Source organism: Pseudomonas sp. Irchel 3A7 (assembly GCF_900187565.1).
GTDB lineage: Bacteria > Pseudomonadota > Gammaproteobacteria > Pseudomonadales > Pseudomonadaceae > Aquipseudomonas.
This window is the reverse complement of record NZ_FYED01000004.1, coordinates 331,611-356,139: the sequence shown is the minus strand read 5'-3', so window position 1 is coordinate 356,139 and position 24,529 is coordinate 331,611. Positions and strand designations below refer to the sequence as shown.

Annotated in this window: 25 protein-coding genes; 13 read left to right on the top strand and 12 right to left on the bottom strand. The window is 56.5% G+C overall.

Features of this window, described 5'->3' with window-relative positions:
- Positions 1-27 precede the first annotated feature (27 nt).
- Entirely contained in the window at positions 28-300 is a 273-nt protein-coding gene (locus CKW21_RS08885; protein WP_095193705.1) for a hypothetical protein, read from the top strand.
- Positions 301-440: 140 nt separating this feature from the next.
- Here CKW21_RS08885 and CKW21_RS31480 read toward each other — a convergent pair whose 3' ends face one another.
- From CKW21_RS31480 to CKW21_RS08875, 3 genes are all read right to left on the bottom strand, one after another.
- The gene (locus tag CKW21_RS31480) at positions 441-587 is read right to left on the bottom strand and encodes a hypothetical protein (protein WP_170948650.1); all 147 of its coding nucleotides are present in this window, start codon (positions 585-587) and stop codon (positions 441-443) included.
- Positions 588-654: 67 nt separating this feature from the next.
- Complete coding sequence (locus tag CKW21_RS08880) at positions 655-966, bottom strand: AzlD domain-containing protein (RefSeq protein WP_162130447.1); 312 nt, start codon at positions 964-966, stop codon at positions 655-657.
- A complete protein-coding gene (locus CKW21_RS08875; protein WP_095193594.1) occupies positions 966-1,664 on the bottom strand; it encodes an AzlC family ABC transporter permease in 699 nt (232 codons plus the stop codon). Before CKW21_RS08875 ends, CKW21_RS08880 begins: the two co-directional genes overlap by 1 nt.
- A 147-nt stretch (positions 1,665-1,811) precedes the next feature.
- Between CKW21_RS08875 and CKW21_RS08870 the strand changes: the two genes are divergently transcribed.
- Positions 1,812-2,168: a DUF2784 domain-containing protein gene (locus tag CKW21_RS08870; protein ID WP_095193593.1), complete on the top strand. Its 357-nt coding sequence runs from the start codon at positions 1,812-1,814 to the stop codon at positions 2,166-2,168.
- Between the two features lie 40 nt (positions 2,169-2,208).
- Here the strand turns inward: CKW21_RS08870 and CKW21_RS08865 are convergent, their stop codons facing one another.
- Complete coding sequence (locus CKW21_RS08865) at positions 2,209-3,762, bottom strand: sensor domain-containing diguanylate cyclase (protein ID WP_095193592.1); 1,554 nt, start codon at positions 3,760-3,762, stop codon at positions 2,209-2,211.
- A gap of 40 nt (positions 3,763-3,802) precedes the next feature.
- Positions 3,803-4,330: a DUF3087 family protein gene (locus CKW21_RS08860; protein ID WP_095193591.1), complete on the bottom strand. Its 528-nt coding sequence runs from the start codon at positions 4,328-4,330 to the stop codon at positions 3,803-3,805.
- Between the two features lie 215 nt (positions 4,331-4,545).
- Between CKW21_RS08860 and ppnN the strand changes: the two genes are divergently transcribed.
- The 10 genes from ppnN (at position 4,546) to CKW21_RS08810 (ending at position 14,801) form a co-directional block, all read left to right on the top strand.
- Complete coding sequence (gene ppnN / locus CKW21_RS08855; RefSeq protein WP_095193590.1) at positions 4,546-5,919, top strand: nucleotide 5'-monophosphate nucleosidase PpnN; 1,374 nt, start codon at positions 4,546-4,548, stop codon at positions 5,917-5,919.
- 144 nt (positions 5,920-6,063) lie between these two features.
- Entirely contained in the window at positions 6,064-6,798 is a 735-nt protein-coding gene (locus CKW21_RS08850) for a response regulator (protein WP_095193589.1), read from the top strand.
- Positions 6,799-6,992: 194 nt separating this feature from the next.
- Positions 6,993-7,346, top strand: coding sequence for a hypothetical protein (locus tag CKW21_RS08845; protein ID WP_095193588.1), 354 nt, complete (start codon positions 6,993-6,995; stop codon positions 7,344-7,346).
- A gap of 251 nt (positions 7,347-7,597) precedes the next feature.
- Complete coding sequence (locus CKW21_RS08840) at positions 7,598-8,332, top strand: ABC transporter substrate-binding protein (protein ID WP_095193587.1); 735 nt, start codon at positions 7,598-7,600, stop codon at positions 8,330-8,332.
- Positions 8,333-8,439: 107 nt separating this feature from the next.
- On the top strand, positions 8,440-8,664 hold the full coding sequence (locus tag CKW21_RS08835) for a hypothetical protein (protein ID WP_095193586.1): 225 nt from the start codon (positions 8,440-8,442) through the stop codon (positions 8,662-8,664).
- A gap of 250 nt (positions 8,665-8,914) precedes the next feature.
- A complete protein-coding gene (locus tag CKW21_RS08830) occupies positions 8,915-9,688 on the top strand; it encodes an alpha/beta hydrolase (protein ID WP_095193585.1) in 774 nt (257 codons plus the stop codon).
- Between the two features lie 125 nt (positions 9,689-9,813).
- Entirely contained in the window at positions 9,814-10,071 is a 258-nt protein-coding gene (locus CKW21_RS08825; RefSeq protein WP_095193584.1) for a DUF2790 domain-containing protein, read from the top strand.
- Between the two features lie 122 nt (positions 10,072-10,193).
- Complete coding sequence (locus CKW21_RS08820; protein ID WP_095193583.1) at positions 10,194-10,865, top strand: heavy metal response regulator transcription factor; 672 nt, start codon at positions 10,194-10,196, stop codon at positions 10,863-10,865.
- Entirely contained in the window at positions 10,862-12,274 is a 1,413-nt protein-coding gene (locus CKW21_RS08815; RefSeq protein ID WP_095193582.1) for a heavy metal sensor histidine kinase, read from the top strand. Before CKW21_RS08820 ends, CKW21_RS08815 begins: the two co-directional genes overlap by 4 nt.
- A gap of 139 nt (positions 12,275-12,413) precedes the next feature.
- Positions 12,414-14,801 carry a DUF3772 domain-containing protein gene (locus tag CKW21_RS08810; RefSeq protein WP_095193581.1) on the top strand — a complete coding sequence of 796 codons (2,388 nt, stop codon included), beginning with the start codon at positions 12,414-12,416 and terminating at the stop codon, positions 14,799-14,801.
- A gap of 886 nt (positions 14,802-15,687) precedes the next feature.
- On the opposite strand, the gene CKW21_RS08800 is transcribed toward CKW21_RS08810, so the two are convergent.
- The 7 genes from CKW21_RS08800 to CKW21_RS08770 all read right to left on the bottom strand — a co-directional run bounded on the left by CKW21_RS08800 (position 15,688) and on the right by CKW21_RS08770 (position 22,190).
- Positions 15,688-17,178 (bottom strand): aldehyde dehydrogenase family protein, encoded by a 1,491-nt coding sequence (locus tag CKW21_RS08800; protein ID WP_095193580.1) that lies wholly within the window; start codon positions 17,176-17,178, stop codon positions 15,688-15,690.
- A 116-nt stretch (positions 17,179-17,294) separates the two neighbouring features.
- The gene (locus tag CKW21_RS08795) at positions 17,295-17,684 is read right to left on the bottom strand and encodes a cytochrome c family protein (RefSeq protein WP_095193579.1); all 390 of its coding nucleotides are present in this window, start codon (positions 17,682-17,684) and stop codon (positions 17,295-17,297) included.
- A 176-nt stretch (positions 17,685-17,860) separates the two neighbouring features.
- Positions 17,861-18,589, bottom strand: coding sequence for an AAA family ATPase (locus CKW21_RS08790; RefSeq protein WP_095193578.1), 729 nt, complete (start codon positions 18,587-18,589; stop codon positions 17,861-17,863).
- Positions 18,589-19,317, bottom strand: a complete 729-nt coding sequence (locus CKW21_RS08785) for an ABC transporter permease (RefSeq protein WP_256590157.1) — start codon at positions 19,315-19,317, stop codon at positions 18,589-18,591. Before CKW21_RS08785 ends, CKW21_RS08790 begins: the two co-directional genes overlap by 1 nt.
- A gap of 26 nt (positions 19,318-19,343) precedes the next feature.
- The gene (locus CKW21_RS08780) at positions 19,344-20,543 is read right to left on the bottom strand and encodes a YcaO-like family protein (RefSeq protein WP_095193576.1); all 1,200 of its coding nucleotides are present in this window, start codon (positions 20,541-20,543) and stop codon (positions 19,344-19,346) included.
- The gene (locus CKW21_RS08775; RefSeq protein ID WP_095193575.1) at positions 20,530-21,333 is read right to left on the bottom strand and encodes a SagB/ThcOx family dehydrogenase; all 804 of its coding nucleotides are present in this window, start codon (positions 21,331-21,333) and stop codon (positions 20,530-20,532) included. The genes CKW21_RS08780 and CKW21_RS08775 overlap by 14 nt, the downstream gene beginning before the upstream one ends.
- Positions 21,330-22,190: an McbB family protein gene (locus CKW21_RS08770; protein ID WP_095193574.1), complete on the bottom strand. Its 861-nt coding sequence runs from the start codon at positions 22,188-22,190 to the stop codon at positions 21,330-21,332. The genes CKW21_RS08775 and CKW21_RS08770 overlap by 4 nt, the downstream gene beginning before the upstream one ends.
- Before the next feature lie 1,005 nt (positions 22,191-23,195).
- On the opposite strand from CKW21_RS08770, the gene CKW21_RS08760 reads away from it, so the two are divergent.
- On the top strand, positions 23,196-24,518 hold the full coding sequence (locus CKW21_RS08760) for a hypothetical protein (RefSeq protein WP_095193573.1): 1,323 nt from the start codon (positions 23,196-23,198) through the stop codon (positions 24,516-24,518).
- Positions 24,519-24,529 lie beyond the last annotated feature (11 nt).

The following is a 24,529-nucleotide window of genomic DNA, read 5'->3' as shown; positions in this document are numbered from 1 at the left end:
AAACAACAAGCCTTGCAGAGAACCAAATTGCGCGACGATTTTACAAATAATCAAGTCGTGAGTCTGGCGTGTGTCTATCTCACAAAGACTGAACACTACCAACTCGACTCTTTTATCGGGCAATACATACAAACCCGAAATCTAGGATCAGTCCCCAATATCGACAACCTTCTGAGTTCGACACTTGAAGGCTATCCAGGCAGGCCGCCGGTGATGGTCAACGAGTTGAATGCCTGGATCGACAGGACGCTGGGCTATCGGGCCACTCATCCCGATTTTCTGTCGCTGGAAGACATTTGAACCCCTTTTGAGTACTTGTGGGAGCGAGCCTGCTCGCGAAAGCGTTGGGTCAGACAATTTATTCGTTGACTGACACACTGCCTTCGCGAGCAGGCTCGCTCCCACAAAAAATCTCCCTTGCTCAGGGTTCCAAAAATATCTCAGAATTTGCGGTCAGGCTCCGACAGTTCCGTGCCATCGTCAGGGTGCTTCCAGTCCGGCACCGAACGCTTCTGCTGCTCAATCTCTTCTTCCGTCGGCTCATCCACATCTTCTTCGGGATCCAGACGCTTGGGTTCATTGGCCATGCTCACCTCTCTTCCTGAAGGGATCGTTCATCAACCTTAAGCGTAGAACAATTTCCCACGCCCCGACTTACAGCCACCAACGCAGCAAAAAGAAAAACCCCATGCTCAACAACATGCTGAGCAGGGTATTGCGGGTGTACAGCACCAGGCCGACGGCCACCAGCGAGCTGATCAGGTAGGGGTTATCCCATTGCAGATTCAGCTGTTTCTCGGGCATGAACACGATCGGCCCGCAGATCGCGGTCAACATCCCCGGCACGGCGAAACCGAGAAACTGCCGGGCATTGCTGCTCAGGCGCACCGGCAGCCGCGGCTCCAGAAAGACATAGCGGTTGAGGAACACCAACACGCCCATGCCGATAATCACCGCCCAGACCATCATGTGCGCGCTCCCCAGAATTTGTTGCAGATAAACCCGGCGGTCATCCCCGCCAACCCCGACAGCACCAGCGCCGAGCCCCATTGCCAGTAGCTGAACAGCACCGAGCAGAACAACGACACCGCGACGCAGACCACGGTCGGCACATTGCGTACCACCGGGGTGATCAGGGCGATGAAGGTGGCGGCGATGGAGAAGTCCAGACCCAGGTGCTCAAGCCCCGGAATGCTGCTGCCGAGCACGATCCCGGCCAGGGTGAAGAGGTTCCAGGCGATATAGAACGTCAGGCCCACGCCAAGGGCATACCAGCGGTCGAACTGTTGTTTGTCGTGCTGGCTGGTCAGTGCGAACAATTCATCGGTGAGCAGAAATCCCAGGCCCACCCGCCAGCGTCCCGGCAATGGCGAGATCACCGAACGCATGCTCATCCCGTAGAGCAAATGCTGGGACGTCAGCAACAAAGTGGTCAGCAGGATCGAAAAGATCCCGGCCCCGCCCTTGAGCATGCCGATGGCCACCAGTTGCGCAGCGCCGGCAAACACGATGCTCGACAGGCCCTGGCCTTGCAGGGGCGTCAGATTGGCTTCGATCGCCATGGAACCTGCCAGCAAGCCCCAGGGCGCGGTCGCCAGGGACAGCGGCATGATCGCCGCAGCACCGCGCAGGAACGCCGTGCGCGGCAAGTGTGAATTGGACATAACGCTCTACAACCAGGGAAAAGACCTCAGACTGTGCCAGCAGTCGCGGCCAATGGCTTGAACAATCTTGCGCATCTTGCCACTCATCGGCTGCCCGCTTGCTTCGAGTACCATGGAGCCATTCACCTGACGCCTGCGGGAGTCGACATGCTCTACCGAATCGCCGCCGATGGACTGGTGCTGTTTCACCTTTCGTTCATTCTGTTTGTCGTGTTCGGCGGGCTGCTGGTGCTCAAATGGCGCCGCTTGATGCGGTGGCACCTGCCCGCTGCCGCCTGGGGTGTGGCCGTGGAACTGTTCCACCTGCCCTGCCCGTTGACTCGCTGGGAAAACCTGATGCGACACGCTGCCGGGCAAAGCGGTTACGGCGCCGGTTTCATCGAACACTATGTGTGGCCGGTGATTTATCCGACCGGCCTGACTCCGACTATTCAGCTTTGGCTGGCCGGTGCGGTGCTGGTGATCAACGCAGTGGTCTATCTTCGAGTGTTCAGGGCGCTTTAAAAGATCGCAGTCTGTTGCGACCCGGTTCGGCAAGTCGCCGTCAGTTGGCAATGACGCTCATGTTGCGCCCGCTGGCCTTGGCCACGTACAGCGCCTTGTCGGCGGCACCGATCAAATCCTCGGTGCTGGTTTGTGATGCCGGATCGTAGCCGCACACACCGACGCTCACCGTGATCACGGCTTCCGGGCTTTCACTGTGCGCAAGACCTGCCGTCTGCACCGCGCGGCGGACTTTCTCCGCTACCAGAAACGCTCCCACGTAATCGGTGCCGGGCAGCACCACGGCGAACTCTTCGCCACCAAAACGCGCGGCCAGGTCACCGGGGCGCTTGATGTGCTCGATGATGATGGCCGCGATATTGCGCAAACACTGATCACCGGCCAAATGGCCGTAGTGATCGTTGAACGCCTTGAAATGATCGACATCGATCATCAGCAGTGCCAGACCGGTCAGGTTGCGCCGGGCGCGCCCCGTTTCCGCCTGAATGAACAGATCGAACTGGCGCCGGTTGGCCAATCCGGTGAGTGCATCTTCCAGGGCCAGCAATTCCAGGTTTCGATTGAGTTCGAGGAGCTTGTCCTGGGACCCGAGCAACTCGACCTGGATGCGGTTCTGTTGCTTCATCAACTGCATCAGGCGATAACCGAGTACCCCGAGAAACCCGAGCAACAACGATACGATCACCGCACTGAGCATTGACTCCTTGCGCCAGCCGGCCAGCACTTCGTCCTTGTTCAACGCGACAAAGATAATCAATGGATACCCCTCGACCCGGCGATAACCCACCACTCGCTCGACGCCATCGATGATCGACTTGATCGTCGCCGTGCCCGAACCGGCCTGGGGCAGCAACTGGGTGAACAGCGGGCTCCTGGCCAGGCTGGTGCCGATGTCCGCCTCGCTGAACGGACGACGCACAATGATGGAGGCATTGTCGGCGATCAGGTTGATCACACCGTTACTGCCCATGTCGATACTGTCGTAGAGCTGCAGGAAGTGCGTGAGGTAAATCGTCGCCAGCGCAACGCCGGCGAAACTGCCATCGGGGTGATTGACCCGCCGCGACACCGTCATGATCCATTCGCCGCTGGAACGGCTCTTGATTGACGGACCGATATGCGGACCGCGGTCCGGGTGATCGCGATGGTAGATGAAGTACTCGCGGTCGGAATTGTTGGCGACGCCGACCTCGGCACCATTGGAATTGGCGATCCACTTCCCGGTTTCGTCATATACGAACAAGCCATGGAGCTGGCTCAGCTCACTTCGCTGGGCACTGAGCAAGCGTTGCAGGCGATTGAGCCGGCCTTCTTCAATGCCGTCGTTTTCCAGGCGATCGACCAGGCTGAACAGCAAGGTATCGGCCTGCTTGATCGACGCCTGAGCCTGGGAGGCCAGGGTCTGCGCAAGGTTGGACATCGCCACTTCCTTGTCCTGCAGATGATACTGCCGCGCGCTCCAGACTTCCCAGCTGACAATCAGCGCCATCGACAGGCACACCGCAACCAATAGCGTCACCGCCGCGCGAACCTTGAGCCTGGCAACGCCGGGCCGGTTTTTTTCGATGCGGTCGTAGATTGATGGGTGCCCCATGACGTTCGCTCCTTGAATCGTGTTGACAGACGCCTGCGGTTTACCGCGACGCCTGCTTCACAGCCTCGATCCAGACCGGGTCCAGCCGCGTCTGTTCAGTGTCGATACCCAGCGCTTGCATCCGCGCCTTGTGCTGATCCATTTCCCGGATCAATTGCCCATGATCGCTGGAGTTACCGTCCAGCTGGTGCATTTGGTTCAAACCCAGATGATAGAACCGTAGCAGCTTCATTGCGCTCGGATCACCTGCATCAACCGCCGCCGTGAGGTGATGCATGACGTTGGTGACGCTCATCAGACTGCGCTTGAGCTGCCAGCTGTAGACCGCCGGCGCCATCCATGCCTGAGTCCAGAACACCTTGCGCATCAGCGCTGCCATCACCAGCACGGCGGCAAACACGCCGCCGATGTTGAAGCGCAGATTGTCCCCGCCAGGCGTACCGAACAACGCCACCGCCGTGGTGGACAGCACCATCGCCAGTGCCAGGAAAATCAGCGCGATGATCAGCGTGCTGCGTCGCGTCTGTTGCCGATAGGTTTCGGCGTTCATCGGCTGGATTTCGAACATTACGTCGGTTTTCCTTCAATCACGGACAAAAAGAGTGCAGGCATTATCGCCTCTGCGAGGGATTTAGCTATGCTGGGGCTCCTTTTCATCTTTTCATCGTCAAACGGGGGACGTGGCGAGACCGCGCAGTTCGTGCCATCTTCTTTCATGGATACACACTATTCGGATGCCATTCGTTATTTCTGTGGGAATGACATCGTTTTAAGGATCATTGAATGACCCAACGACAAGTAATCAACGCTTCGGTCAGCCCGAAAGGCAGCCTGGAAACACTCTCCCAACGGGAAGTCCAGCAACTGAGCGAAGCCGGATCCGGCAGCACCTACGACATCTTCCGCCAATGCGCCCTGGCCATCCTCAATACCGGCGCCCACGTCGATAACGCCAAGACCATCCTCGAAGCCTACAAGGACTTCGAAATCCGCATCCACCAACAAGACCGAGGCGTACGCCTGGAACTGCTGAACGCCCCGGCCGACGCTTTCGTCGACGGCGAAATGATCGCCAGCACCCGTGAAATGCTGTTCAGCGCCCTGCGCGACATCGTCTATACCGAAAACGAACTCGACAGCCAACGCATCGACCTGAGCACCTCCCAGGGCATCAGCGACTACGTGTTCCACCTGCTGCGCAATGCCCGCACCCTGCGTCCCGGCGTCGAGCCGAAGATCGTGGTGTGCTGGGGCGGTCACTCGATCAATACCGAAGAATACAAATACACCAAGAAAGTCGGCCATGAACTGGGCCTGCGCAGCCTGGACGTCTGCACCGGTTGCGGCCCCGGCGTGATGAAAGGCCCGATGAAAGGCGCCACCATCGCCCACGCCAAACAGCGCATCCACGGCGGCCGTTACCTGGGCCTGACCGAACCCGGGATCATCGCTGCCGAGGCGCCGAACCCGATCGTCAACGAACTGGTGATCCTGCCAGACATCGAAAAACGCCTGGAAGCCTTCGTGCGCGTCGGCCACGGTATCATCATCTTCCCGGGGGGCGCCGGTACGGCCGAAGAGTTCCTGTACCTGCTGGGCATCCTGATGCACCCGGGCAACGAAGGCCTGCCCTTCCCGGTCATCCTCACCGGCCCGAAACACGCCGCACCGTACCTGGAACAACTCGACGCCTTCGTCGGCGCCACCCTGGGCGAAGGGGCCAAGAAGCATTACCAGATCATCATCGACGATCCGGCGGAAGTCGCCCGGCAAATGACCCTGGGCCTCAAGGCGGTCAAACAGTTCCGCCGCGAGCGCAACGATGCGTTCCATTTCAACTGGCTGCTGAAAATCGACGAAGGTTTCCAGCGCCCGTTCGACCCGACCCACGAAAACATGGCCAACCTGAAACTGAGCCGCGACCTGCCCGCCCACGAACTGGCCGCCAACCTGCGCCGCGCGTTCTCCGGCATCGTCGCCGGCAACGTCAAGGACAAGGGCATCCGCCTGATCGAAAAACACGGGCCTTACCAGATCCGTGGCGATGCGGCAGTGATGCAGCCGCTGGACCAACTGCTCAAGGCCTTCGTCGCCCAGCACCGGATGAAACTGCCCGGTGGCGCGGCGTATGTGCCGTGTTATCGAGTGGTTGCCTGATTGCTTTTCTGTAGGAGCGAGCTCGCTCGCGATGGACGTGAACGATAACGCGTGTTTCCTGATTAAACGCGTCGCCTTCAAACCCATCGCGAGCAAGCTCGCTCCTGCACAGGGTGCACAACAACGAATACAAGGGATCGACCGATGGACCACGTCAACCACATCCTGATCGTCGACGACGATCGCGAAATTCGCGAACTGGTCGGCAATTACCTGAAGAAAAACGGCCTGCGCACCACGGTGGTTGCCGACGGCCGGCAAATGCGCAGCTTTCTGGAAGCCAATCAGGTAGACCTGATCGTGCTCGACATCATGTTGCCCGGCGACGACGGTCTGGTGCTGTGCCGCGAGTTGCGTTCAGGCAAACACAAAGCCACGCCGATCCTGATGCTCACCGCGCGCAACGACGAAACCGACCGCATCCTGGGCCTGGAAATGGGCGCCGACGACTATCTGACCAAGCCCTTCGCCGCCCGTGAACTGCTGGCGCGGATCAACGCCGTGCTGCGCCGCACCCGCATGCTGCCGCCCAACCTGTTGGTCACCGAAAGCGGCCGCATGCTGGCCTTCGGCCGCTGGCGCCTGGACACCACCGCTCGCCACCTGCTCGATGAAGACGACACGCTGGTTGCCCTCAGTGGCGCCGAATACCGACTGCTGCGGGTGTTCCTCGATCACCCGCAACGGGTATTGAGCCGCGACCAGTTACTCAACCTGACCCAGGGCCGCGACGCCGACCTGTTCGATCGCTCCATCGACTTGTTGGTGAGTCGGCTGCGTCAACGGTTGAAGGATGACTCACGGGAGGCGACCTACATCAAGACCGTGCGCAGTGAAGGCTATGTTTTCTCCTACCCGGTGGAAATGCTCGAAGCGTAGAAATGCGCGAAACGCAGGAATCAACATTTTTCCAGGGGTTTGTATCCTTCTGTATATGAACCCCGCCCGGATACGCAAAAACCGATTTCGCGCTGTTCAAGCACACATCAGCGATACACCCCGGCGTTTAACTGTGACCACCAGCTAGCACGAGCTACTGACCACTCACTTATTAAGCGCACGGAGAATCAACCATGTTCAACTTCTCGAAAGTTTCGTCCCTGGCACTCGGCCTGGCACTGGTGGGCGGTCTTGGCCTGTCGAACCTGGCATCGGCCAACACCTCGAGTGTCGCCTCCCAAAGCACCATCAAGGTCTTGGTGGCCGAAGGCGGCTCGGACCGCTTGCAACAAAATCGCGTGGCTGAAGGCGGTGCCGATCGGTTGCAAGAGTTGCGTGAACGGGTCGCTGAAGGTGGTTCCGATCGCCTGATCCAGAATCGTGTTGCCGAGGGTGGCGCCGATCGCTTGCAGGATCTGCGTGAGCGCGGCGCTGTAACCGTCGCGGAAAACCGCGCCGAGTTCGGTTCGAAATACCAGCGCTACTGATCGCGCTCTCAAAAACAATACAGATCAATTGTGGGAGCGAGCCTGCTCGCGAATGCGGTCGACCAGTCGATGATGATGTCGTCTGGCTCGCCGCCTTCGCGAGCAGGCTCGCTCCCACAGTTTTTTTGCGACAAACCTCGGCAGCCATCCCCATAAATCCTCATCTCTGACACAAAAGCCCCGGAGATAGTCCGGGACAGTGGCACTGTGCCCGTACTAAGATTCGCGCTTCATTACATCAAGGACGATTCATGAAGCGCTTTGCCGGTTGGCTGTTGGGTTTCCTGACGCTCAATACACTCGCGGCCGATCTGACCCTGCTCACCGACAACCATCCCCCCCTGCACTTCGAGCAAGGCGGCCAATTGGTGGGATTCGGTGTGGATGTGGTACTGGCCCTGGCCGAACGCACCGGCGATCAGGTGAGCCTGCAGCAAGTGCCGTTGCTGCGCGCCTTGCACGTGGCCAGTACTGAACCGGCCACCGGGGTCTTTACCGTACTGCGCACTGCCGAGCGCGATGACCGGTACCAATGGGTCGGGCCGTTGCTGGAAGTGGAAACCGCGCTGTACTCCGCCGACAGCGTCCGGCCACCGGTACACAGTTTGCTGGAAGCCGGCAACCTGGGGCGGATTGTCGTGCCGCGCAAATGGTTGGTCTACAGCTACTTGCAGAAGCAGGGCCTGACCAACTTGTACGGTGTCGCCTCGCCCGAACAAATGATGCGCCTGGCGCGCATGGGCCGAACCGACTTCGTGGTGGCCGATACCCTCTCCATCGCCACCATGGCCCGCGAAGAAGGGTTGGCACCCAGCCAGTTGCACTATCAGATGCCGCTGATGCAGCAAGGCAGCTACATCGCGTTTTCCCTGCAGACCGATGTGCATCAGGTCGAACGCTGGCAACAGGCGCTGGATGAGATGAACCGCGATGGCCGCCTGGAACAGATAAAACAGCGCTGGCTCAGCGACAGCACGCCCCGCTGACAAAGGATCACCGTTCTCGATAACAACTATGCGTAAGGGTGTTTTCTCATCGCAACGCTCCAGTACTACAGTGGCCACATCTTCTCCCCACGCTCTGGAGCAACATCATGAAAAGCATCATTGGTCTTGGTTTCGCCCTTTCGGTTCTTGGTGCCACTTCCGCCATCGCCGCGCCACATGCCACTCAGGCGGTCGTTGCAGCAGCCACTGTCAGCCAGCCGGCCACCCTGAATGTGAACACGGTTGGCATCGACCGTCAGGACAGCCAGAAAGCAAAACTCTACGTCGCGGAAAACCGCCCTGAGTTCGGTTCGAAATATCAGCGCTATTGATCAACGGCCTTGAGCTGGTTGATACAGGAAACCCCGGGGAGATCAGGTCTGTCCGGGGTTTCTTTTTTATTGTGCACATACATCTCGATATAGGTTGTCCGCTCTCACAATGGATCAGGTACAACCAGGCTTCATTACAAACTTGTCATTGAGTTGTCAGCGTACCCAACCCCCTCGCTCCCTACAGTGAAGTCGTCAGTCACCCAGCCGGGTGACACGCCTCCCACTGATGATGACAAGGGTCCACACCATGAAACCATTGAGCAAACTCTGCCTGATCGCCGCCAGCCTGTTCATGCTCGGCACCGGTTCCGCCATGGCCGCCACCACGACCGCACCGGTCAAGGCCAACAACGTCGTGCTGGTGCACGGTTCCTGGGCCGATGGTTCCAGCTGGGCGGACGTGATCACCCGCTTGCAAGCCGCCGGCCTGCACGTCACCGCCGTGCAGAATCCGCTGACTTCGGTGGCCGATGACGTGGCCGCCACCAAACGGGTTATTGATCAGCAGGACGGACCGACCGTGCTGGTGGGCCACTCCTACGCCGGTACCGTGGTCAGTGAAGCCGGGGTCGATCCGAAGGTCAGTTCGCTGGTGTACGTCGCCGCGCGCGCACCGGATGCCGGAGAAGACTTCGTCGCTCTCTCAGCCAAATACCCGACCATGCCAGTGCGCGCCGGCACCGAAGAACACGACGGTTTCGTCAGCCTCAAGCAAGACGCCTTCCTCAATTACTTCGCCAGCGACGTGCCTCACGACAAGGCCATGCAGTTGTTCGCCGTGCAACAACCGATCGCCAAGACCCTGTTCACCGACCGCACCACGGCCGCCGCCTGGCACACCAAGCCGTCGTGGTATGCGGTCTCAAGCCTCGACCAGACCATCAACCCGGACCTGGAACGCTTCCTCGCCAAGCGCATGGGGGCGACCACCATCGAGCTGCCGTCGAGTCACTTGTCGCTGGTGTCCCACTCCAAGGAAATCGCCGACCTGATCCTCGCCGCCGCTGGTCGCCAGCCGTAACCCTCACCCCTTTCATTACAACTTTGTCATCGAGCTGTTGGTCGGCTGTCCGGATCGCCTGGTTAACCTGAATTCACTGTCAGGCACCGCCGACAGCCCCCAAACGCTGAAGAGAGAACGCCATCATGAAACTATTCATCCTCGGATTCGCCGCCCTCCTCGCTACCGGTTCGGCCTTTGCCGATACCCAGAGCAGCGCCCCCGTCATCCATGACAAGGACGCGGCCTTCGTCCACCTCGACGTGGCCAAGGTCGTGGGCCAAACCGACATTTCGCAACAATGCGGCATCGTTCCCGCCCAATTGAACTACCTCGATCACCAGGGTCGTCAGCATGAACTGGACTACCTGGTCCAGGGCAGCGGTTGCACCAATGATCATTGATCGTCATCCCGGCGTACCGGCGTACCGGCGCAGGATCGGGGCTACACTGGCGGCACCGGCTTGCCGCTGCAGCCCGCCCGCGCAGACCTGAATATTGCTGACCCCGAACCAGGCAGATCCCCATGAACATTCTCGTCGTCGAAGATGAACCCAAGGCCGGTAATTACCTGCTCAACGGCCTGCAGGAACTCGGCTATACCGTGAGCCTGGCGCGTGACGGTGTCGACGGTTTGCACCTGGCCCTGGAACACGATTTCGATGTGATCGTGCTGGACGTGATGATGCCGAAAATGGATGGCTGGGAAGTGGTGCGCCGCCTGCGCAAGGAAGCCGACACCCCGGTGCTGTTCCTCACCGCCCGCGACGACATCGCCGACCGCATCAAGGGGCTGGAGCTAGGCGCCGACGACTACCTGATCAAGCCGTTTTCCTTCGCCGAACTGGTGGCGCGTCTGCGCACATTGACCCGCCGTGGCCCGACCCGGGAAGAGGAACAGTTGCAGATCGAAGACTTGCAAATCGATGTGCTCAAGCGTCGCGTTACCCGTGCCGGGACGCGCATCACCCTGACCAACAAGGAATTCGCCCTGCTGCACCTGTTCGCCAGCCATCAGGGTGAAGTCTTGTCGCGCTCGATGATCGCGTCACGGGTCTGGGACATGAATTTCGACAGCGACACCAACGTGGTGGATGTCGCGGTACGCCGCCTGCGGCTGAAGATCGACGACCCGTTCCAGCTCAAGTTGATCCACAGCGTGCGCGGTATCGGCTACCGTTTCGATACCCAGCCATGAAGGGCTTGTCTGATTTTCGCCACTCCCTGACGCTGCGCCTGGCGCTGGTGTTTGCGTTCCTGGCGTTTGTCTCGCTGACGGCGCTCGGCGTGGCGCTGTACCACGATCTGGAGCGCGAGCTGATCCGCCGTGACGACGCGGCCCTGGTGACGCGCATCGATCAACTGCGCACCTTCCTCAACGACAGCAACACCCTGGAGTTGATCCGCACCAAACCGGCGTTGTTCCAGAACATGCTCGGCAACCGCGAAGCGCTGCTGACCATCGGCGCCCCCGGGCAACCGCCGTTGCTGGTGGTCAATCCGGGCAACCTGAGCATGCCCACGTTGTCACCGATGCCCCTGAACCACCCTCTGACCCTCGGCGACGTGCATCATTTGCCCGCCGTAAACGGTGTACCGTTTTCGGCCTTGGCGGCGACCATTGATTCGGGTGATCAGGGCAGCTTGCAAGTGGTCACCGGGCGCCTGATGACCGAGCGCACCGCCGTGCTCGCCAGCTACCGGTTCAACGTCTACCTGTTCGCCAGTGTGGCGGCGGCTCTGCTGGCGTTGTCCGGCTATGTGCTGGTCGATCGCGGCCTGCTGCCCGTGCGACATCTGGCTCGGCATGCCCGGGGCATCGGTGTCGGCAACCTCAACGAGCGTCTCGACAGCCAGGATGCACCCCGGGAGTTGTTGCCGATGATCGAGGCCTTCAACGCCATGCTCGACCGCCTGGGCAAAGGCTTCGTGCAACTGGGCCAAGTGTCGACCGACATGGCCCATGAGCTGCGCACGCCGATCAACAACCTGCTCGGCGAAACCCAGGTCGCCTTGCAGCAGAACCGCAGTATCGAGGCCTATCAACAGCTGCTCGCCTCCAATGTCGAGGAGCTGGAACGCCTGGCGCGGATGCTCGACAACATGCTGTTCCTGGCCCGCACCGACCCGGCCAGCGCCCTGCGCCAACGCCAGGAGCTGGACGCCGCCGAGGAAATGGAGCGCATGGCCGACTATTTCGAAGGGCTCGCGGCAGACGTCGGCATCCGCATCGATGCCCGGGGCAGCGGGTGGATCTGGGCCGAACCGATGCTGCTGCGCCGCGCCATGGCCAACCTGTGTGCCAACGCGATCAAGTACGGTGCGCCCGACTCCGAGCTTTACCTCCGTGCCACACCCGCGGCCGACGGCATCCGTCTGCAGGTTCGTAACCACGGCCAGACCATCCCCGCCGAACACCTGCCCAGGCTATTCGAACGCTTCTACCGCGTCGACGAATCCCGCGAACGCTCGGCGCAATCCAATGGCCTGGGACTGTCGATTGTGGCGACGATCATGCAGTTGCATAACGGTGCGTGCAGCGTCAGCAGTGCCGATGGCGTGACCTGCTTCGAACTGTTTTTCCCGGCACGACGACAGGGTGAATGATCCAGCAAACAACCAAATCCTGTGGCGAGGGACGAGAGAGGGGACCCAATGAATGCACATCCGACCAATAATCCCTCACAGACGCGAGTCATGACCTAACCTCATAGGCTGGGTGACTAACAACCTGTCGGGCACGCCTATGCGCAATGCATTGAAGTGGATGATTGTTGTGGCTCTCTCGCTGTTCGGGCCGAGCGGCGTAATGCTGTCGGCGGCGCCGGTGCCGGATGCCCCTGCCGCCAGCGCAACGACCGCCTCGGTCAGCGTTTCCGGCAGCGATCTGCAGGAACTGCAACTTCGGCTCAACAGCCTCAAACAGCAGGTTTCCCAGGCCAGTAATTACAGCCAGCTGGAAGCCCCGCAGGATCTGGTCCAGGCCCTGATCCAGGAAATCACCCGACTGTCGGCACTGCTGCTGCCCGAACAGGCTCAATTGCAGTCGCAACTGAGCGTCCTGGGACCCGCACCCGTTGGCGAGGCCACGCTGGAGAAGTCCGACATTACCCGTCAACGGGTCGTCCTCACCGAGCAAAAAAATCAGGTCGATAACACACTTAAAACACTGGAAACGCTCAAATCCAGCGCCGCTGAACTGCTGGCCCAGATTGCCGTCATCCGCCGCAGCCTGCTGGAAACCGAAGTGACCCAGCAAACCCACAGCATCCTCAACCCCTGGTTCTGGGCTCCCATGCTCAATCCACCCGAGGACGACCGGCAACGCCTGAGCGCCTTCCTCCAGCAAATGGGCGCCACCCTCGACGCCGCCTGGCAACCGGGCCATCGCTTCTACACCAGCGTACTGCTCCTACTGGCCCTCGCCTTGTGGTTTGTCGGTCACAGGCTGACCGATCGAGGGTTGACCTGGCTGTGCATTCATCGCATGCCTGAAGGCCGGCTGCGGCGCAGCGCCCTCGCACTGTCTTCGGTACTCGCCACCGTGCTGGCGGCGTGGTTTGCCTTGCAGTTGCTGTTTTATGCCCTGACCCGCCAACTGCCGTTGACGCCGCAACTGGCGGGGTTTTCCCAGGATTTCGAGAAAATTGTTTACACCTGCGTGCTGATCACCGGCCTGAGCCGCGCCCTGCTGTCCACCAAACACCCGTCCTGGCGGCTGCCGGCCATTGCCGACCCGGTGGCACTGGCGATCAAACCCTTCCCCATCCGCCTGGCCTGGGTGCTGCTGATTCTGGTGGCGGTGGCGCAGATGACCAATGCCACCGGCATGAGCTCCCCGGTGGTGATCTCGGTCCGAGGCTTCGTCGCGCTGATCATTTCAGGGATGATCGGTGCACTGCTGTTGCGCGTCAGCAAAACCCGCCGGGCCCTGGTCGCCTCCGGCGAGGTCCCCGAGGCGGGCACGACACTGGCCGGGGTGATTTATGCCTTCGCCAGCATCGCCGTGGTGATCTCCATGCTCGCCTTGCTGGTTGGCTACGTGTCTTTATCGCGTTTCATCACCTACGAACTGGTCTGGCTGTTCATCATTTTTTCCGGCTTCTACTTGCTGATCCAGTTGCTCAAGGACGGTTGCGAATACCTGTTTTCACCCCGGCACTCCACCGGCAAGGCCCTGAAACAGCTGCTGGGCATCGGCGATGCGCGCCTGGAGCAAATTTCCATCATCTTGTCCGGCGCCGGCCGGGCCGCACTGTTGCTGATCGGATTTATCACGCTGGTGGTCGGCGGGGTCGGATCGACGCTCGGGCAACTGTCCACCAACATCCTGGCCATTCTCGGCGGCGATGGTCTGCGTAAACTCAACATCGTCCCGGGCAACCTGCTGCATGGCGTACTCGCCCTGATCATTGGCATCTACCTGGTCCGCACATTGCGCCGCTGGCTGGACAACGAATTCCTGCCGAAAACCGAAATGGATCCTGGCATGTGTGCCTCACTCAGCACACTCTTCTCCAACATCGGCTACGCGCTGGTCCTCCTGCTCGCGCTGTCATCGCTGGGGGTCAAGTGGACCAATCTGGCGTGGATCGTCAGCGCCTTGTCGGTGGGGATCGGCTTCGGTTTGCAGGAGATCGTCAAGAACTTCGTCTCAGGCCTGATCCTGCTGACCGAACGCCCGGTGAAAGTCGGCGACCTGATCAGCATCAGTGGCGTCGAGGGCGACATCCGCCGGATCAACGTACGCGCCACCGAAATCCAGCTGGCCGACCGCTCGATCGTCATCGTGCCCAACTCGCAGCTGATTTCGCAGAACCTGCGCAACGTCACCCTCGGCGGCAATGCCCAGGGGGTGGCGATACTGGAACTGATGTTCCCGCTGGACATCGACCCGGAGCAAGTGCGCAACCTGCTGTACGACACCTACACCGAGCACGAATCCATCCTCGACAAACCGGCGCCGTTCGTGCGCTTCAGCCAACTGAAGCCCGAAGGCATCACCCTCACCATCACCGGTTACGTCAGCAGCCCGCGCAATGTCGGGGCGATCAAGAGCGAGCTGCTGTTTGAAATTCTCAAGCGGTTGGGGGCGGCCGGGATAGAGCTGGCGAAACCGCCGCCGGTGGCGTGATTTGGGATGGTGTACATATCCGTTGTTGCGGTAACGGCCGCTATTGGTTTCGCCCTTACGGCGACTCCCTTTGGAAAAGCCCCAAAGGAAGCAAAGGGCTCTTGCCCCACCACTCGGTGCCTCGCCTAGGCTCGGCATGCCCTCTCTCCGACATTGCTCCGTGGGTCGCCGCTATGGGCCGTCCCTGGCCCAGAGCGGCTAAACCGGCGTCCTGCCGGTTTACCCACGGAGCAATGCCTGCGTTCGGCCAGCGTGGTTTAACGGGGCGCCTAGATCAAAAGCCAAGCGAGGCGGCCTAATAGCCGACCTGTTTGCAGGTTTGTACGCGATCCTCTGTGGGAGCGAGCCTGCTCGCGAAGGACGTCAACGATAACGCGCCCTGTCTGGAGAATCGCGTTGCCTGGGCGTCTATCTTCGGAACGCCGCCCGGAGACAAGCTTCGCTCCTACAGGAGAATGAGTACATCCGCGAAATCAGGTTGGCTGTCAGGCCGTCTTCGCGAGCAGGCTCGCTCCCACATTTGGGTCGCGGACAGACCTGCAAACAGGTCGGCTTTAAGGCCGCCTCGCTTTGGCTTTGGCTTTTGATTTTCTTGCCCCCTCGAGAGGCCGAGTGGAGGTTCTGCGCAGTGGGCAAACCGGCATGGATGCCGGTTTAGCCGCGCACGGCCAAGGATGGCCGATCGCGGCGGGCCCACGGAGCAGGACCGGAGCGAGGGAATGCCGAGCCTGGGCGAGGCACCGAACGACAGGGGCAAAAGCCCTTGGTTACTTGGGGCTTTTCCAAGTGACTCGCCGTAAGGGCGAAACCATAAGTCGCCGCTACCGAAACAACGGATATGTACACTGGAGCGCGAAACCCACTCACGCCCCAAGTAACTCATCCATCAATGAGCGATACACACCGACTTCAACTCGGTATAAGCCTCAATCACCGCACGTCCAAACTCACGGCCCATGCCCGATTGCTTGACGCCACCGAACGGCATCGCCGGGTCGAGCAACACGTGGGCGTTGACCCACACCGTGCCGGCTTCGATGCGCGGCACCAGGTTCATCGCCTTGCCCAGGTCGTTGGTCCACAGGCTGGCAGCCAGGCCGTAGCGGTTGTCATTGGCCAGTGCGATCACTGTGTCTTCATCATCGAACGGCATTACACCCAGCACCGGACCGAACACTTCTTCCCGGGCCACGGCCATGCTGTGGTCGATGTCGGCGAGGATCGTTGGCTGCACGAAGAAGCCCTCACCTTCCAGCAACTCGCCACCGGCCACCACCCGCGCGCCTTCACGACGAGCCAGTTCGATGTGCTTGAGCACACTTTGTTGCTGCTTGCGCGACACCAGCGGGTTGATCGCCGCGTCGCAGTTCATGCCGGCGCCAATCGGCATGGCTGATACCGCTGCCGCCAGGGCTTCGACGAACTGATCGTGGATCGAGCGATGCACATAGAAGCGCGACGCCGCGGCACACACCTGACCGTTGTTCAGCAGGCCGCCGAGAATTGCGCCTTGCACAGCCTTTTCGATGTCGGCATCGGCAAGCACGATCATCGGGTTCTTGCCGCCCAGTTCCAGGGAGAAGCGCGTCATGTTTTCCATGCACGCCACGCCGACGCTCTTGCCCACGGCAGTGGAACCGGTGAAGGACACTTTGCTCACCAGCGGATGCGAAGTCAGCACGCCACCGACCGAAGCACCGCCACCGGTGACCACGTTGAACACGCCCGCCGGAATGCCCGCTTCCAGTGCCAGTTCTGCCAGGCGCATGGCGGTCAGCGGGGTTTCCATCGCCGGCTTGATGATCACCGTGCAACCGGTGGCCAGCGCCGGCATCAGCTTCCAGGCAGCGATCAGCAGCGGGAAGTTCCACGGCACGATGCCGACCACAACGCCAACCGGCTCACGCTTGGTGAACGCGGTGAACTTGGCACCCGGCGGCAGCGGGATCGACACATCGAAGGTCTGGCCTTCGATCTTGGTCGCCCAGCCGGACATGTAGCGCATGAACTCCACGGTGGCGTTCAAATCCAGTGCGCGAGCCATGTTGATCGACTTGCCCTGGCTCAGGGTTTCCAATTGCGCCAGCTCTTCGGCGTGCTCCTCCACCAGACGGGTGAAGTTGAGCAGGATGCGTTCACGGTCGGCCGGACGCAGCGCCGACCACACGCCGGACTTGAAGGCCTTGTGCGACGACTGCACGGCGCGCTCGACGATCTCCAGCGGCGCATCCAGGGTTTCGCACAGGGTTTGCCCGGTGGCCGGGTTGACCACGGCAATGGTCTCGCCTTCGGCAAACACCCACTGGCCATCGATAAAGCAGCCATGACGGCGGTCGAGGAATGCAGCCACCTGCGGCAGGATTTCAACGTTGCTCATAAATCACCTTCATTCAAATGTGGGAGCGAGCCTGCTCGCGAAAGCGCCCTTAAAGGCGGTGCAAGATTCAAGGCAAGCCAGCTCCTGCGGGGTTCGATAGCCAGGTAACCGGCCGCTTAGTGTTGTTCTTTGAGGTAGCACACCACCGCCTGACGATCGTCGGCGGAGGCCAGGCCCATGTAGGGCATGTAAGTACCCGGCATATAGGCCTGGGGTTGGGTGATGAGTTGCTCTATGTTCTCGGCTTGCCAGTCGATGTTTTTGCTGCGCATCGCCTGGGAGTAGTTGAAGCCCTCCAGCGAACCGGACTTGCGCCCCACCACACCCGCCAGATTCGGTCCCATCATCCCGGCCATGCCTTTGCTCACCGAATGGCAGACCCCGCATTCATTGGCGAACACCTCGGCGCCACGCTTCTGCACCGGCGCGCAATCGGCAGCGACCGCGGCTTGAGCCAGGGTGAAGGTCAACAAACCAAAGAGGGAAAAACGCAGGGCGGTAAACATAAGAAACGACCTTGAAAATCCACGCGCTCGTCACGCAGACGAACGCCAACACAGAAAGCGCCAGGGCAACGGAGCCCCGGCAGGTTGAAAAGGATTGTCGGTGGTCGGCGACGCACAGGTTTTGCCCTGCGTGCCAGTTGTGTTGGCGGGGCTGCCAAAACGCTCATTCACGTTTCTTAAGTAGATATAGCTGTGGGGACGGGTTCAGCCGATGCGCGGATAAAGGCTTCATCCAGAGTGCTTGCGTCGTAGCGACTCATGAATTCTTCACCTGACTTGAAAGGCTTAAATTGTTGCTGGCTGATCATGTAGAAACTGTCGCAGTTGCCCGCTACTTCCTCGATGCTATGTGATGAAACCAGAATCGCCGCTCCCTCATTAGCAGCTCCACGGAGGCATTTCCAAATATAGTGCCTGAACTCAGGATCAACTCCCGCAGTTGGCTCATCAAGTATTACTAAATCCGCACCTACGGCCAGCAACGACAGAGTAAAGAACCAACGTTTTTCACCGTAACTACAAACAGACGATTTCTTAGTCCAGACTTCCTTATAACGCTCAATTATTTCCGGACTCCAGCGAGCAAGCTTCCTCAATGCCTGCTTTTGCGATACAGGTCGAGAAGAACAAAGCAGTGTAGTCATCTTAAAGATATCAAACATACGCAACACAGGCGGAGTCATGACCGTCTGCGAAAGATAAATCTGGGCATCATAACTATTGGAAAGCTGTCCCTTACCTGCTACTTTTAACCCACAAACAATATCAAAAAAACTAGTTTTACCAGAGCCATTTGGCCCCAATAGGCCAGTGATAGCACCTGGAGCGACACTCATACTTGCACCATTGAATATCAATTTTTCAGAATACCCGAAACAAAGAGACCTAGCTTTCAGAATACTCATCAATAACGGCTCCACACAGGATTAATACGTAAAAAGCGTAGCGACAGCAAAAAAACCGCAACAAACAACACAAAAATCCCGAACACTATAAGGTAATAATTTTCGACCCCGCCAACCATAATGCTATTGGCAACACACAACGGATTAAACACATTAACAAAATCAATTACAGAGGACTCGCCTCGAATACTGAGAATCCCTAAAACCAGCATGACAAACGAAGTTACTGAAAAAACGGTATTGGCATTTTGAAAGCTCAATGGCAACAAACTTAACAAAATACCAAACACACTAAACAGCATGTAACACACATAAAAACGCCAAAGAATATTCAAAAACTCAAACACCTCAAACTGACCGAAAGAAAAGCATGTCAACCCAAAAAAAACAGCACAGTAAATCAATGCAATTAGCGAGTACGCCAGGTACTGTGCCAGCATAAAAACTAATTTTGCATCCAATGTATAAACGAACGACCTGATAAACCCGCTTTCCCTTCTTCCTATGATATAAAAAGAAAACCCAAAAAAAGCGACACTCGAAGAAACATACACATAAAACCACGAAGTATTTTCTAAATAGCTGCTTGTAGAATGAGAAAAACCTCCCCTATAGTAAACAAGCAGGTAGTAAGTAGCGGCGGGGGAAATTATCATCCAAAAAAGTGAAACAGGTTCCTTTAGCTGTTCCTTTACAAACAACCACGTGAGCGCAAGAGATCTTTTCATGGTAAGTATCGGCATAGAACACCCTTCTACGGAAATGGGACCATAGTATTTTTTCGATCAGTTAATATCTGATCAATAAAACTCTCAGAATATTTATTACAGATGTTTATGTTTTTAGAATTATTCATGTGCAAAAACAGATCAGGAGACACAAATTTACAAAAATAATACAAGCCATCGTTTATGGCGACTGTATTAGCATAGAGATAGCCGTCAATCCTCTGCTCTTCGAGCTTCAACAGAAAACCGGACAAGCTAAAGTCAAGCATTGATTTCTGTGTCGCACCTTGCCAAACCTCTATCGAAGTCACCTCTTTAAATGTTTCATATGTGTTACAACTCAGAAAGTAACTCAAATAAGGATCCTCAACCTCATCCTCATCACTTTCAATCGCCTTAAACAAATCAATAAACCTATAAGTTTGCCACAACTCATAGATTGATTTTTCTAGCGAGTCACTGAGGGTTCCTGCATATGACATTCCAGCGCAGTATTGAACATGGCGTTTTTTATTCTCTTGACCATAAACCGTTAACAAGCACACCCCCGGATACCCTGGATCAGAAATATCGATAACAGCGAGCTCACCCGACTTACTAAGTGCATCGTACAACGCTTTAGCACGGTTTCCATCCAAGGCTGTTTTGACATCATTATCTGAAATTAGCCCAGAGCATTTTTTGGTCATCCAGAATTTTGTCAGAAACTGCCTCTCCAAACTTTCCTTTATCGATCCAAAAGCGGCCTTCTCAAAACTCCAGTGAAAACTGCAACCACACGTATCTCGCAGTGGGTATATTGCAATTTCACTTTCGACCCCACGATAATTAAGAGAAATACATGCAGTAGGTATGTAACAGCTAGAAAAATCCGATGCCCGATACACCTTTGTTAAATTAAACAAATGACTGGAAAGTTGTGCCGAAGTTAGATTATTGTCATTAGTTTGAGAGAAAGCATACAAAAATCGATCAGCCTCTTCTTTCCTCAAGGAAAAATTGATATCCCCGACTGTGCCTGACTTCACCTCCATATAAAAATGCCGTCTTTCGAAATATTCTCCCAAGGCCGATTTTATAGAGGAGGAACCGTTTCCTATTCCAGAACCACCATTCAACCAAGAGTCTTCAACTTCAACAGAAAACGGAAAAGATAGTAGGCAAGCCGGCTGACAAATCAGAGCACCGGGCAATGTTGGGAAGTGAGGAGGATTATAAAGAATCATGTTTCTCACCAATGAAGTGGACACACATCGGAAAAAAAAGCGCTGGGTTAAGGCCTATAGCCTTATTTAGCATTGTGTCGGTGTAAGCTGACCATAATCGACATTGCAACCCCAACTGTTTGGCTTGCAACTCGACGAGCATGTATATAGATCCAATTTCCATCAAGGCAAGCCGGTATCCACGATACCTGTACTTAAAAAGTGTTTTAGGTATATAGACCGCGTAAACCACTGCAATACTTGGCGCACCAATACCTCCTGGAGCAGACAATATCGCCTGTTTCAACTTTGCTATTTCTTGAGTGCCCTGCACCACCTCAAAACTTCTTGACTGTGGTAACAAATGTAGGATCTTCTCCGGACAAGGCCAGCTTTCATTGTTTTCCATAAGCGAGCAAATAAATATCTCAGCTGGGTACAGCGCGCCGCCGCTCGGATATCCTCTTTTGTAGCTCATCATATTTGAGGACAGAATAGGAGATATTAATTTTTCAATTATAGAAAAATCAATGTTTGCACTTGAGAAAGTCTCACAAGACTCATTACGACAGATAGTCGTATCCGGATAAATTTCGGGACAGATCGGAAACGTCAAGTCCATGTCTGGATAAAGCCTCAACTCATTCCCAGTAAGCTGTGAAAGTTGTTGATCACTGAAGCCATGCAGTTGAGTAGCATGTTTGAATGCATCATGGATCGTGTAATTCCCCTTAGCATGAAAATCCAGGGTCTCGGCATGAACAACGGGATCCATAAATTTTAGATAATAATCATGAGGAATATATTTCATCTTTCCAACCTCAGGCAGTCACACATATGCCAGTGAGAAGCCGAAACATCTCTCACAAAGGCATTCTTGAAATCGACATGAGTCTCTTGGAGTATATTATCTTGAAAGCGACGCTCAGCATCGGGACTTGTCAGAAGTTTTATTTTCCTGATTAGCGCCCCTACTACTAATGATCGCTGAAGAATACTTAATGGATCTGTTGGCACCGCAATATGTTTGCTTTTACAAAATTTCAGGAGCTTTGACCAATGACTTTTACTTGACTTATATTCCTCATAATCAATCAATCTGTCTACATTGCAAAAATGACACGGATTCCCAATCCTCGGCAAGTACGGCTGACTAATGCAGTAAGAACCACCCGTGCGATAACCAATACTAATGGCGCTTCCAGGCGCCACATCAGCCAATTTGAAGTATATTTTCCTAACACGATCATAATCATAATTCTTGCAAAGAATAACAATATAGCATCTGTTATTTAATACACTATCTGATAGCGAGTCCAGATCTTCGCGAACTTCAAGAGGGGTAGTGATCTCACTTTTCAACAATTGCTCCAGATCGGAGTGTTCACCCCAATCATGTGCAACGATAGCTTTTTCAAAATAGAGATCACCTATGGCCTCCTTGATGGAAATTGCCTGTTCAAGAAACTTATATGCTGCTTCTGGATTCAGGCCATGTTCCGACAACACATCGTTAAGCTCAGCCTTAGAAATACTTGTATAACTTTGCAATTTACTTAACGCCGCCAATAACGACAAAGAGTTTATTTTCGACACCCCCCTTTTGGACACCAGCAGGTTTCCAGAAGGAAAATTTAGTATTTCGTAACTTTGTATACTTAGCTTCATGGAGTTTCTTTCCAAGGCTTTTCTAGTCAAGACTAGAAAAGCCTTATTCATTGAAATATTAGTCGTTGTCGGACGACGTCGGGGTTATATTGTTCCCCCCACATCCGCCACTTCCGCCACTCCCACCTTTACAACCGCCTCCGCCCCCACAGCCGCCGCTACCGCCACACCCACCCGCACTACCAGAACCTCCAGCTATATGTGGGCAGGAGCCAAAATCAAATTCATCGCCAAAATAGAGAACTTCACCAAGATTTTCACTTTTCATAATTTAGTTACTCACTATTAGAGGAAGTGCCACCTGCACTAGGTGACACCTATATATTTATTATCTTTTTCAGCGGGTAGCAAGGCACCGCTCTGTTCACTTGTAGGAAACTTCACTCAACCTCACCGGAGAGTTCATACAGAAATCCGGGACTGCCTTTTCGCTCACTAATAGCTTGAACAAACACCGAAAAACACAATCCTGTTACCCCCCTCAAATCAACTACATTTTCATCAAGACACCAATTAAACAAAACGAATAACGCCATACCAAATTATCTGTAGGACGGAGTAGGAAGTTTCTTTCATTTTCAAGTTACCACTCCTTGAATCAGCCCATATTTAAATCAATAAAGCGACGAACGGCATATTGGTTAATGAGTACCATGATCGGAGCTAGAGTGGGCTTGGTCTTAAAGTGATGAATTGGGTCAATGCGTAGTTCGCGTTAGCGACCTTGGATGTGGGACGTCGTGCCTCTGCTCCAGAAGGATCGCTCTCGTAGGAGCCGCCAAAAGATCGCAGCCTTCGGCAGCTCCTACAGAGCGATGCAATTCGACGCGGCACAGGAGCCCATCAATAGAAGCAGCAAAAAACCTCCGTGCCATCACCCTGCCATGCAATCTGGCATGCACAACCAACTAATTGGCAAACAGGCAAAAGGCCAAAAAAAACGCGGCCCTTAGTATCTAAAAAGACCGCAACCCTGCGCCTAAGAACAAGAACGGATGTCATGCCATGCTCAAGTCTCCCTTGCTTCGACTTTCCACGCTCGCGCTGATGATCAGTGCCGGGCAGGCCGGAGCTTATGAACTCTACGCCGATGACGACAGTCACCTGAACGCCACCCTGGAAGCGGTTTTCGGCATTTTCCACAGCCAGGAAAACTACGCCCTGTCGGGTCGTCTCGACGAAGGTTCGTCCTCGTGGCGCGAGGGTTATATCAAGTACGGCCTGGCGTTCGACCAGGGCCTGGGCGGTGTCGGCACCGCTTACGGTGCGGCGAACATGCTCAGCTCCGGCACTTGGGGCGACGGCGATGCCGCCGGTTTCAGCGACGGTTCGGAACGCACCACCAAGTTCGAAGATGCCTACCTCGGCTGGCGTTCGGCCGATCTGTTCCCGGTGCTGGGCAGCGACGGGATCGACCTGTCCTTTGGCCGCCAGAACATCTTGATCGGCGACGGTTTCCTGATTAATGGCGACGCGCTGAACCTGGGCAAAGGCATTGCCGACGGTGAGTTCAACCGTGGCGGCGCCTACTGGCTGGCGGCACGCAAGGCGTTCGACGAGACCGCCGTGTTGCGTATCGGCGGCAAGGAAGGCTGGCGCAGCGACCTGATGTGGCTCAAATCCAACAACCGCTCCCAGGCCAAGACCGAAATGTACGTCGGCACCCTGGAGCACGTATCCGAAGCCGGCACCGTCGGCCTGACCTACATCGACACCACCGACATCGACGAGCAATACGCCTCACCGATTCAACTTGAACGCGACGGCATGAAGACCTACAGCCTGCGCGCCACCGGCAATGCCGGGGTCAAAGACCTGTTCCTGTCCGGCGAATACGCCAAGCAGGACAAACCCCACTCCTCCGACGAAGACGGCTGGTACCTGGAAGCCGGCTGGACCTTCTCCGACGTGAACTGGGCGCCCTATGTCAGCTACCGCTACAGCCGTTTCTCGGAAAACTACGACACGCTGTTCTACGGTTTCAGCCGCGGTTTCGGCACCTGGTTCCAGGGTGAAGTGGCGGGCAACTATGCCGGGCCGTTCAACAGCAACTCGCGCATCCAGCAAGTGAAGTTCAGTGTCTCGCCGCTGGAGAACCTGAGCGTGGGCGTGATGCATTTCAACTTCGACACCATCGACCGCAACCTGGGCAATACCGATGGCCGCGAAACGGACCTGTATGCCGAATGGCACGTCAACGACCACCTGAGCATCATGCCGCTGATCGGCCTGTTCCAGCCGGACAAGAGCGCTGACCAAGGCGGCACGCAGCTGGGCAACAACGACAAGAACCTCTACAGCCAGGTGATTTTCGCCACGACGTTCTAAGCCACCACGCG

Excerpts from the sequence above, each read along its gene's own strand:
- CKW21_RS31480 (WP_170948650.1), bottom strand. The coding sequence starts at position 587 with ATGGCCAATGAACCCAAGCGTCTGGATCCCGAAGAAGATGTGGATGAG.
- CKW21_RS08880 (WP_162130447.1), bottom strand. The coding sequence starts at position 966 with ATGGTCTGGGCGGTGATTATCGGCATGGGCGTGTTGGTGTTCCTCAAC.
- CKW21_RS08875 (WP_095193594.1), bottom strand. The coding sequence starts at position 1,664 with ATGTCCAATTCACACTTGCCGCGCACGGCGTTCCTGCGCGGTGCTGCG.
- CKW21_RS08870 (WP_095193593.1), top strand. The coding sequence starts at position 1,812 with ATGCTCTACCGAATCGCCGCCGATGGACTGGTGCTGTTTCACCTTTCG.
- CKW21_RS08865 (WP_095193592.1), bottom strand. The coding sequence starts at position 3,762 with ATGGGGCACCCATCAATCTACGACCGCATCGAAAAAAACCGGCCCGGC.
- CKW21_RS08860 (WP_095193591.1), bottom strand. The coding sequence starts at position 4,330 with ATGTTCGAAATCCAGCCGATGAACGCCGAAACCTATCGGCAACAGACG.
- ppnN (WP_095193590.1), top strand. The coding sequence starts at position 4,546 with ATGACCCAACGACAAGTAATCAACGCTTCGGTCAGCCCGAAAGGCAGC.
- CKW21_RS08850 (WP_095193589.1), top strand. The coding sequence starts at position 6,064 with ATGGACCACGTCAACCACATCCTGATCGTCGACGACGATCGCGAAATT.
- CKW21_RS08845 (WP_095193588.1), top strand. The coding sequence starts at position 6,993 with ATGTTCAACTTCTCGAAAGTTTCGTCCCTGGCACTCGGCCTGGCACTG.
- CKW21_RS08840 (WP_095193587.1), top strand. The coding sequence starts at position 7,598 with ATGAAGCGCTTTGCCGGTTGGCTGTTGGGTTTCCTGACGCTCAATACA.
- CKW21_RS08835 (WP_095193586.1), top strand. The coding sequence starts at position 8,440 with ATGAAAAGCATCATTGGTCTTGGTTTCGCCCTTTCGGTTCTTGGTGCC.
- CKW21_RS08830 (WP_095193585.1), top strand. The coding sequence starts at position 8,915 with ATGAAACCATTGAGCAAACTCTGCCTGATCGCCGCCAGCCTGTTCATG.
- CKW21_RS08825 (WP_095193584.1), top strand. The coding sequence starts at position 9,814 with ATGAAACTATTCATCCTCGGATTCGCCGCCCTCCTCGCTACCGGTTCG.
- CKW21_RS08820 (WP_095193583.1), top strand. The coding sequence starts at position 10,194 with ATGAACATTCTCGTCGTCGAAGATGAACCCAAGGCCGGTAATTACCTG.
- CKW21_RS08815 (WP_095193582.1), top strand. The coding sequence starts at position 10,862 with ATGAAGGGCTTGTCTGATTTTCGCCACTCCCTGACGCTGCGCCTGGCG.
- CKW21_RS08810 (WP_095193581.1), top strand. The coding sequence starts at position 12,414 with ATGCGCAATGCATTGAAGTGGATGATTGTTGTGGCTCTCTCGCTGTTC.
- CKW21_RS08800 (WP_095193580.1), bottom strand. The coding sequence starts at position 17,178 with ATGAGCAACGTTGAAATCCTGCCGCAGGTGGCTGCATTCCTCGACCGC.
- CKW21_RS08795 (WP_095193579.1), bottom strand. The coding sequence starts at position 17,684 with ATGTTTACCGCCCTGCGTTTTTCCCTCTTTGGTTTGTTGACCTTCACC.
- CKW21_RS08790 (WP_095193578.1), bottom strand. The coding sequence starts at position 18,589 with ATGAGTATTCTGAAAGCTAGGTCTCTTTGTTTCGGGTATTCTGAAAAA.
- CKW21_RS08785 (WP_256590157.1), bottom strand. The coding sequence starts at position 19,317 with ATGAAAAGATCTCTTGCGCTCACGTGGTTGTTTGTAAAGGAACAGCTA.
- CKW21_RS08780 (WP_095193576.1), bottom strand. The coding sequence starts at position 20,543 with ATGATTCTTTATAATCCTCCTCACTTCCCAACATTGCCCGGTGCTCTG.
- CKW21_RS08775 (WP_095193575.1), bottom strand. The coding sequence starts at position 21,333 with ATGAAATATATTCCTCATGATTATTATCTAAAATTTATGGATCCCGTT.
- CKW21_RS08770 (WP_095193574.1), bottom strand. The coding sequence starts at position 22,190 with ATGAAGCTAAGTATACAAAGTTACGAAATACTAAATTTTCCTTCTGGA.
- CKW21_RS08760 (WP_095193573.1), top strand. The coding sequence starts at position 23,196 with ATGCTCAAGTCTCCCTTGCTTCGACTTTCCACGCTCGCGCTGATGATC.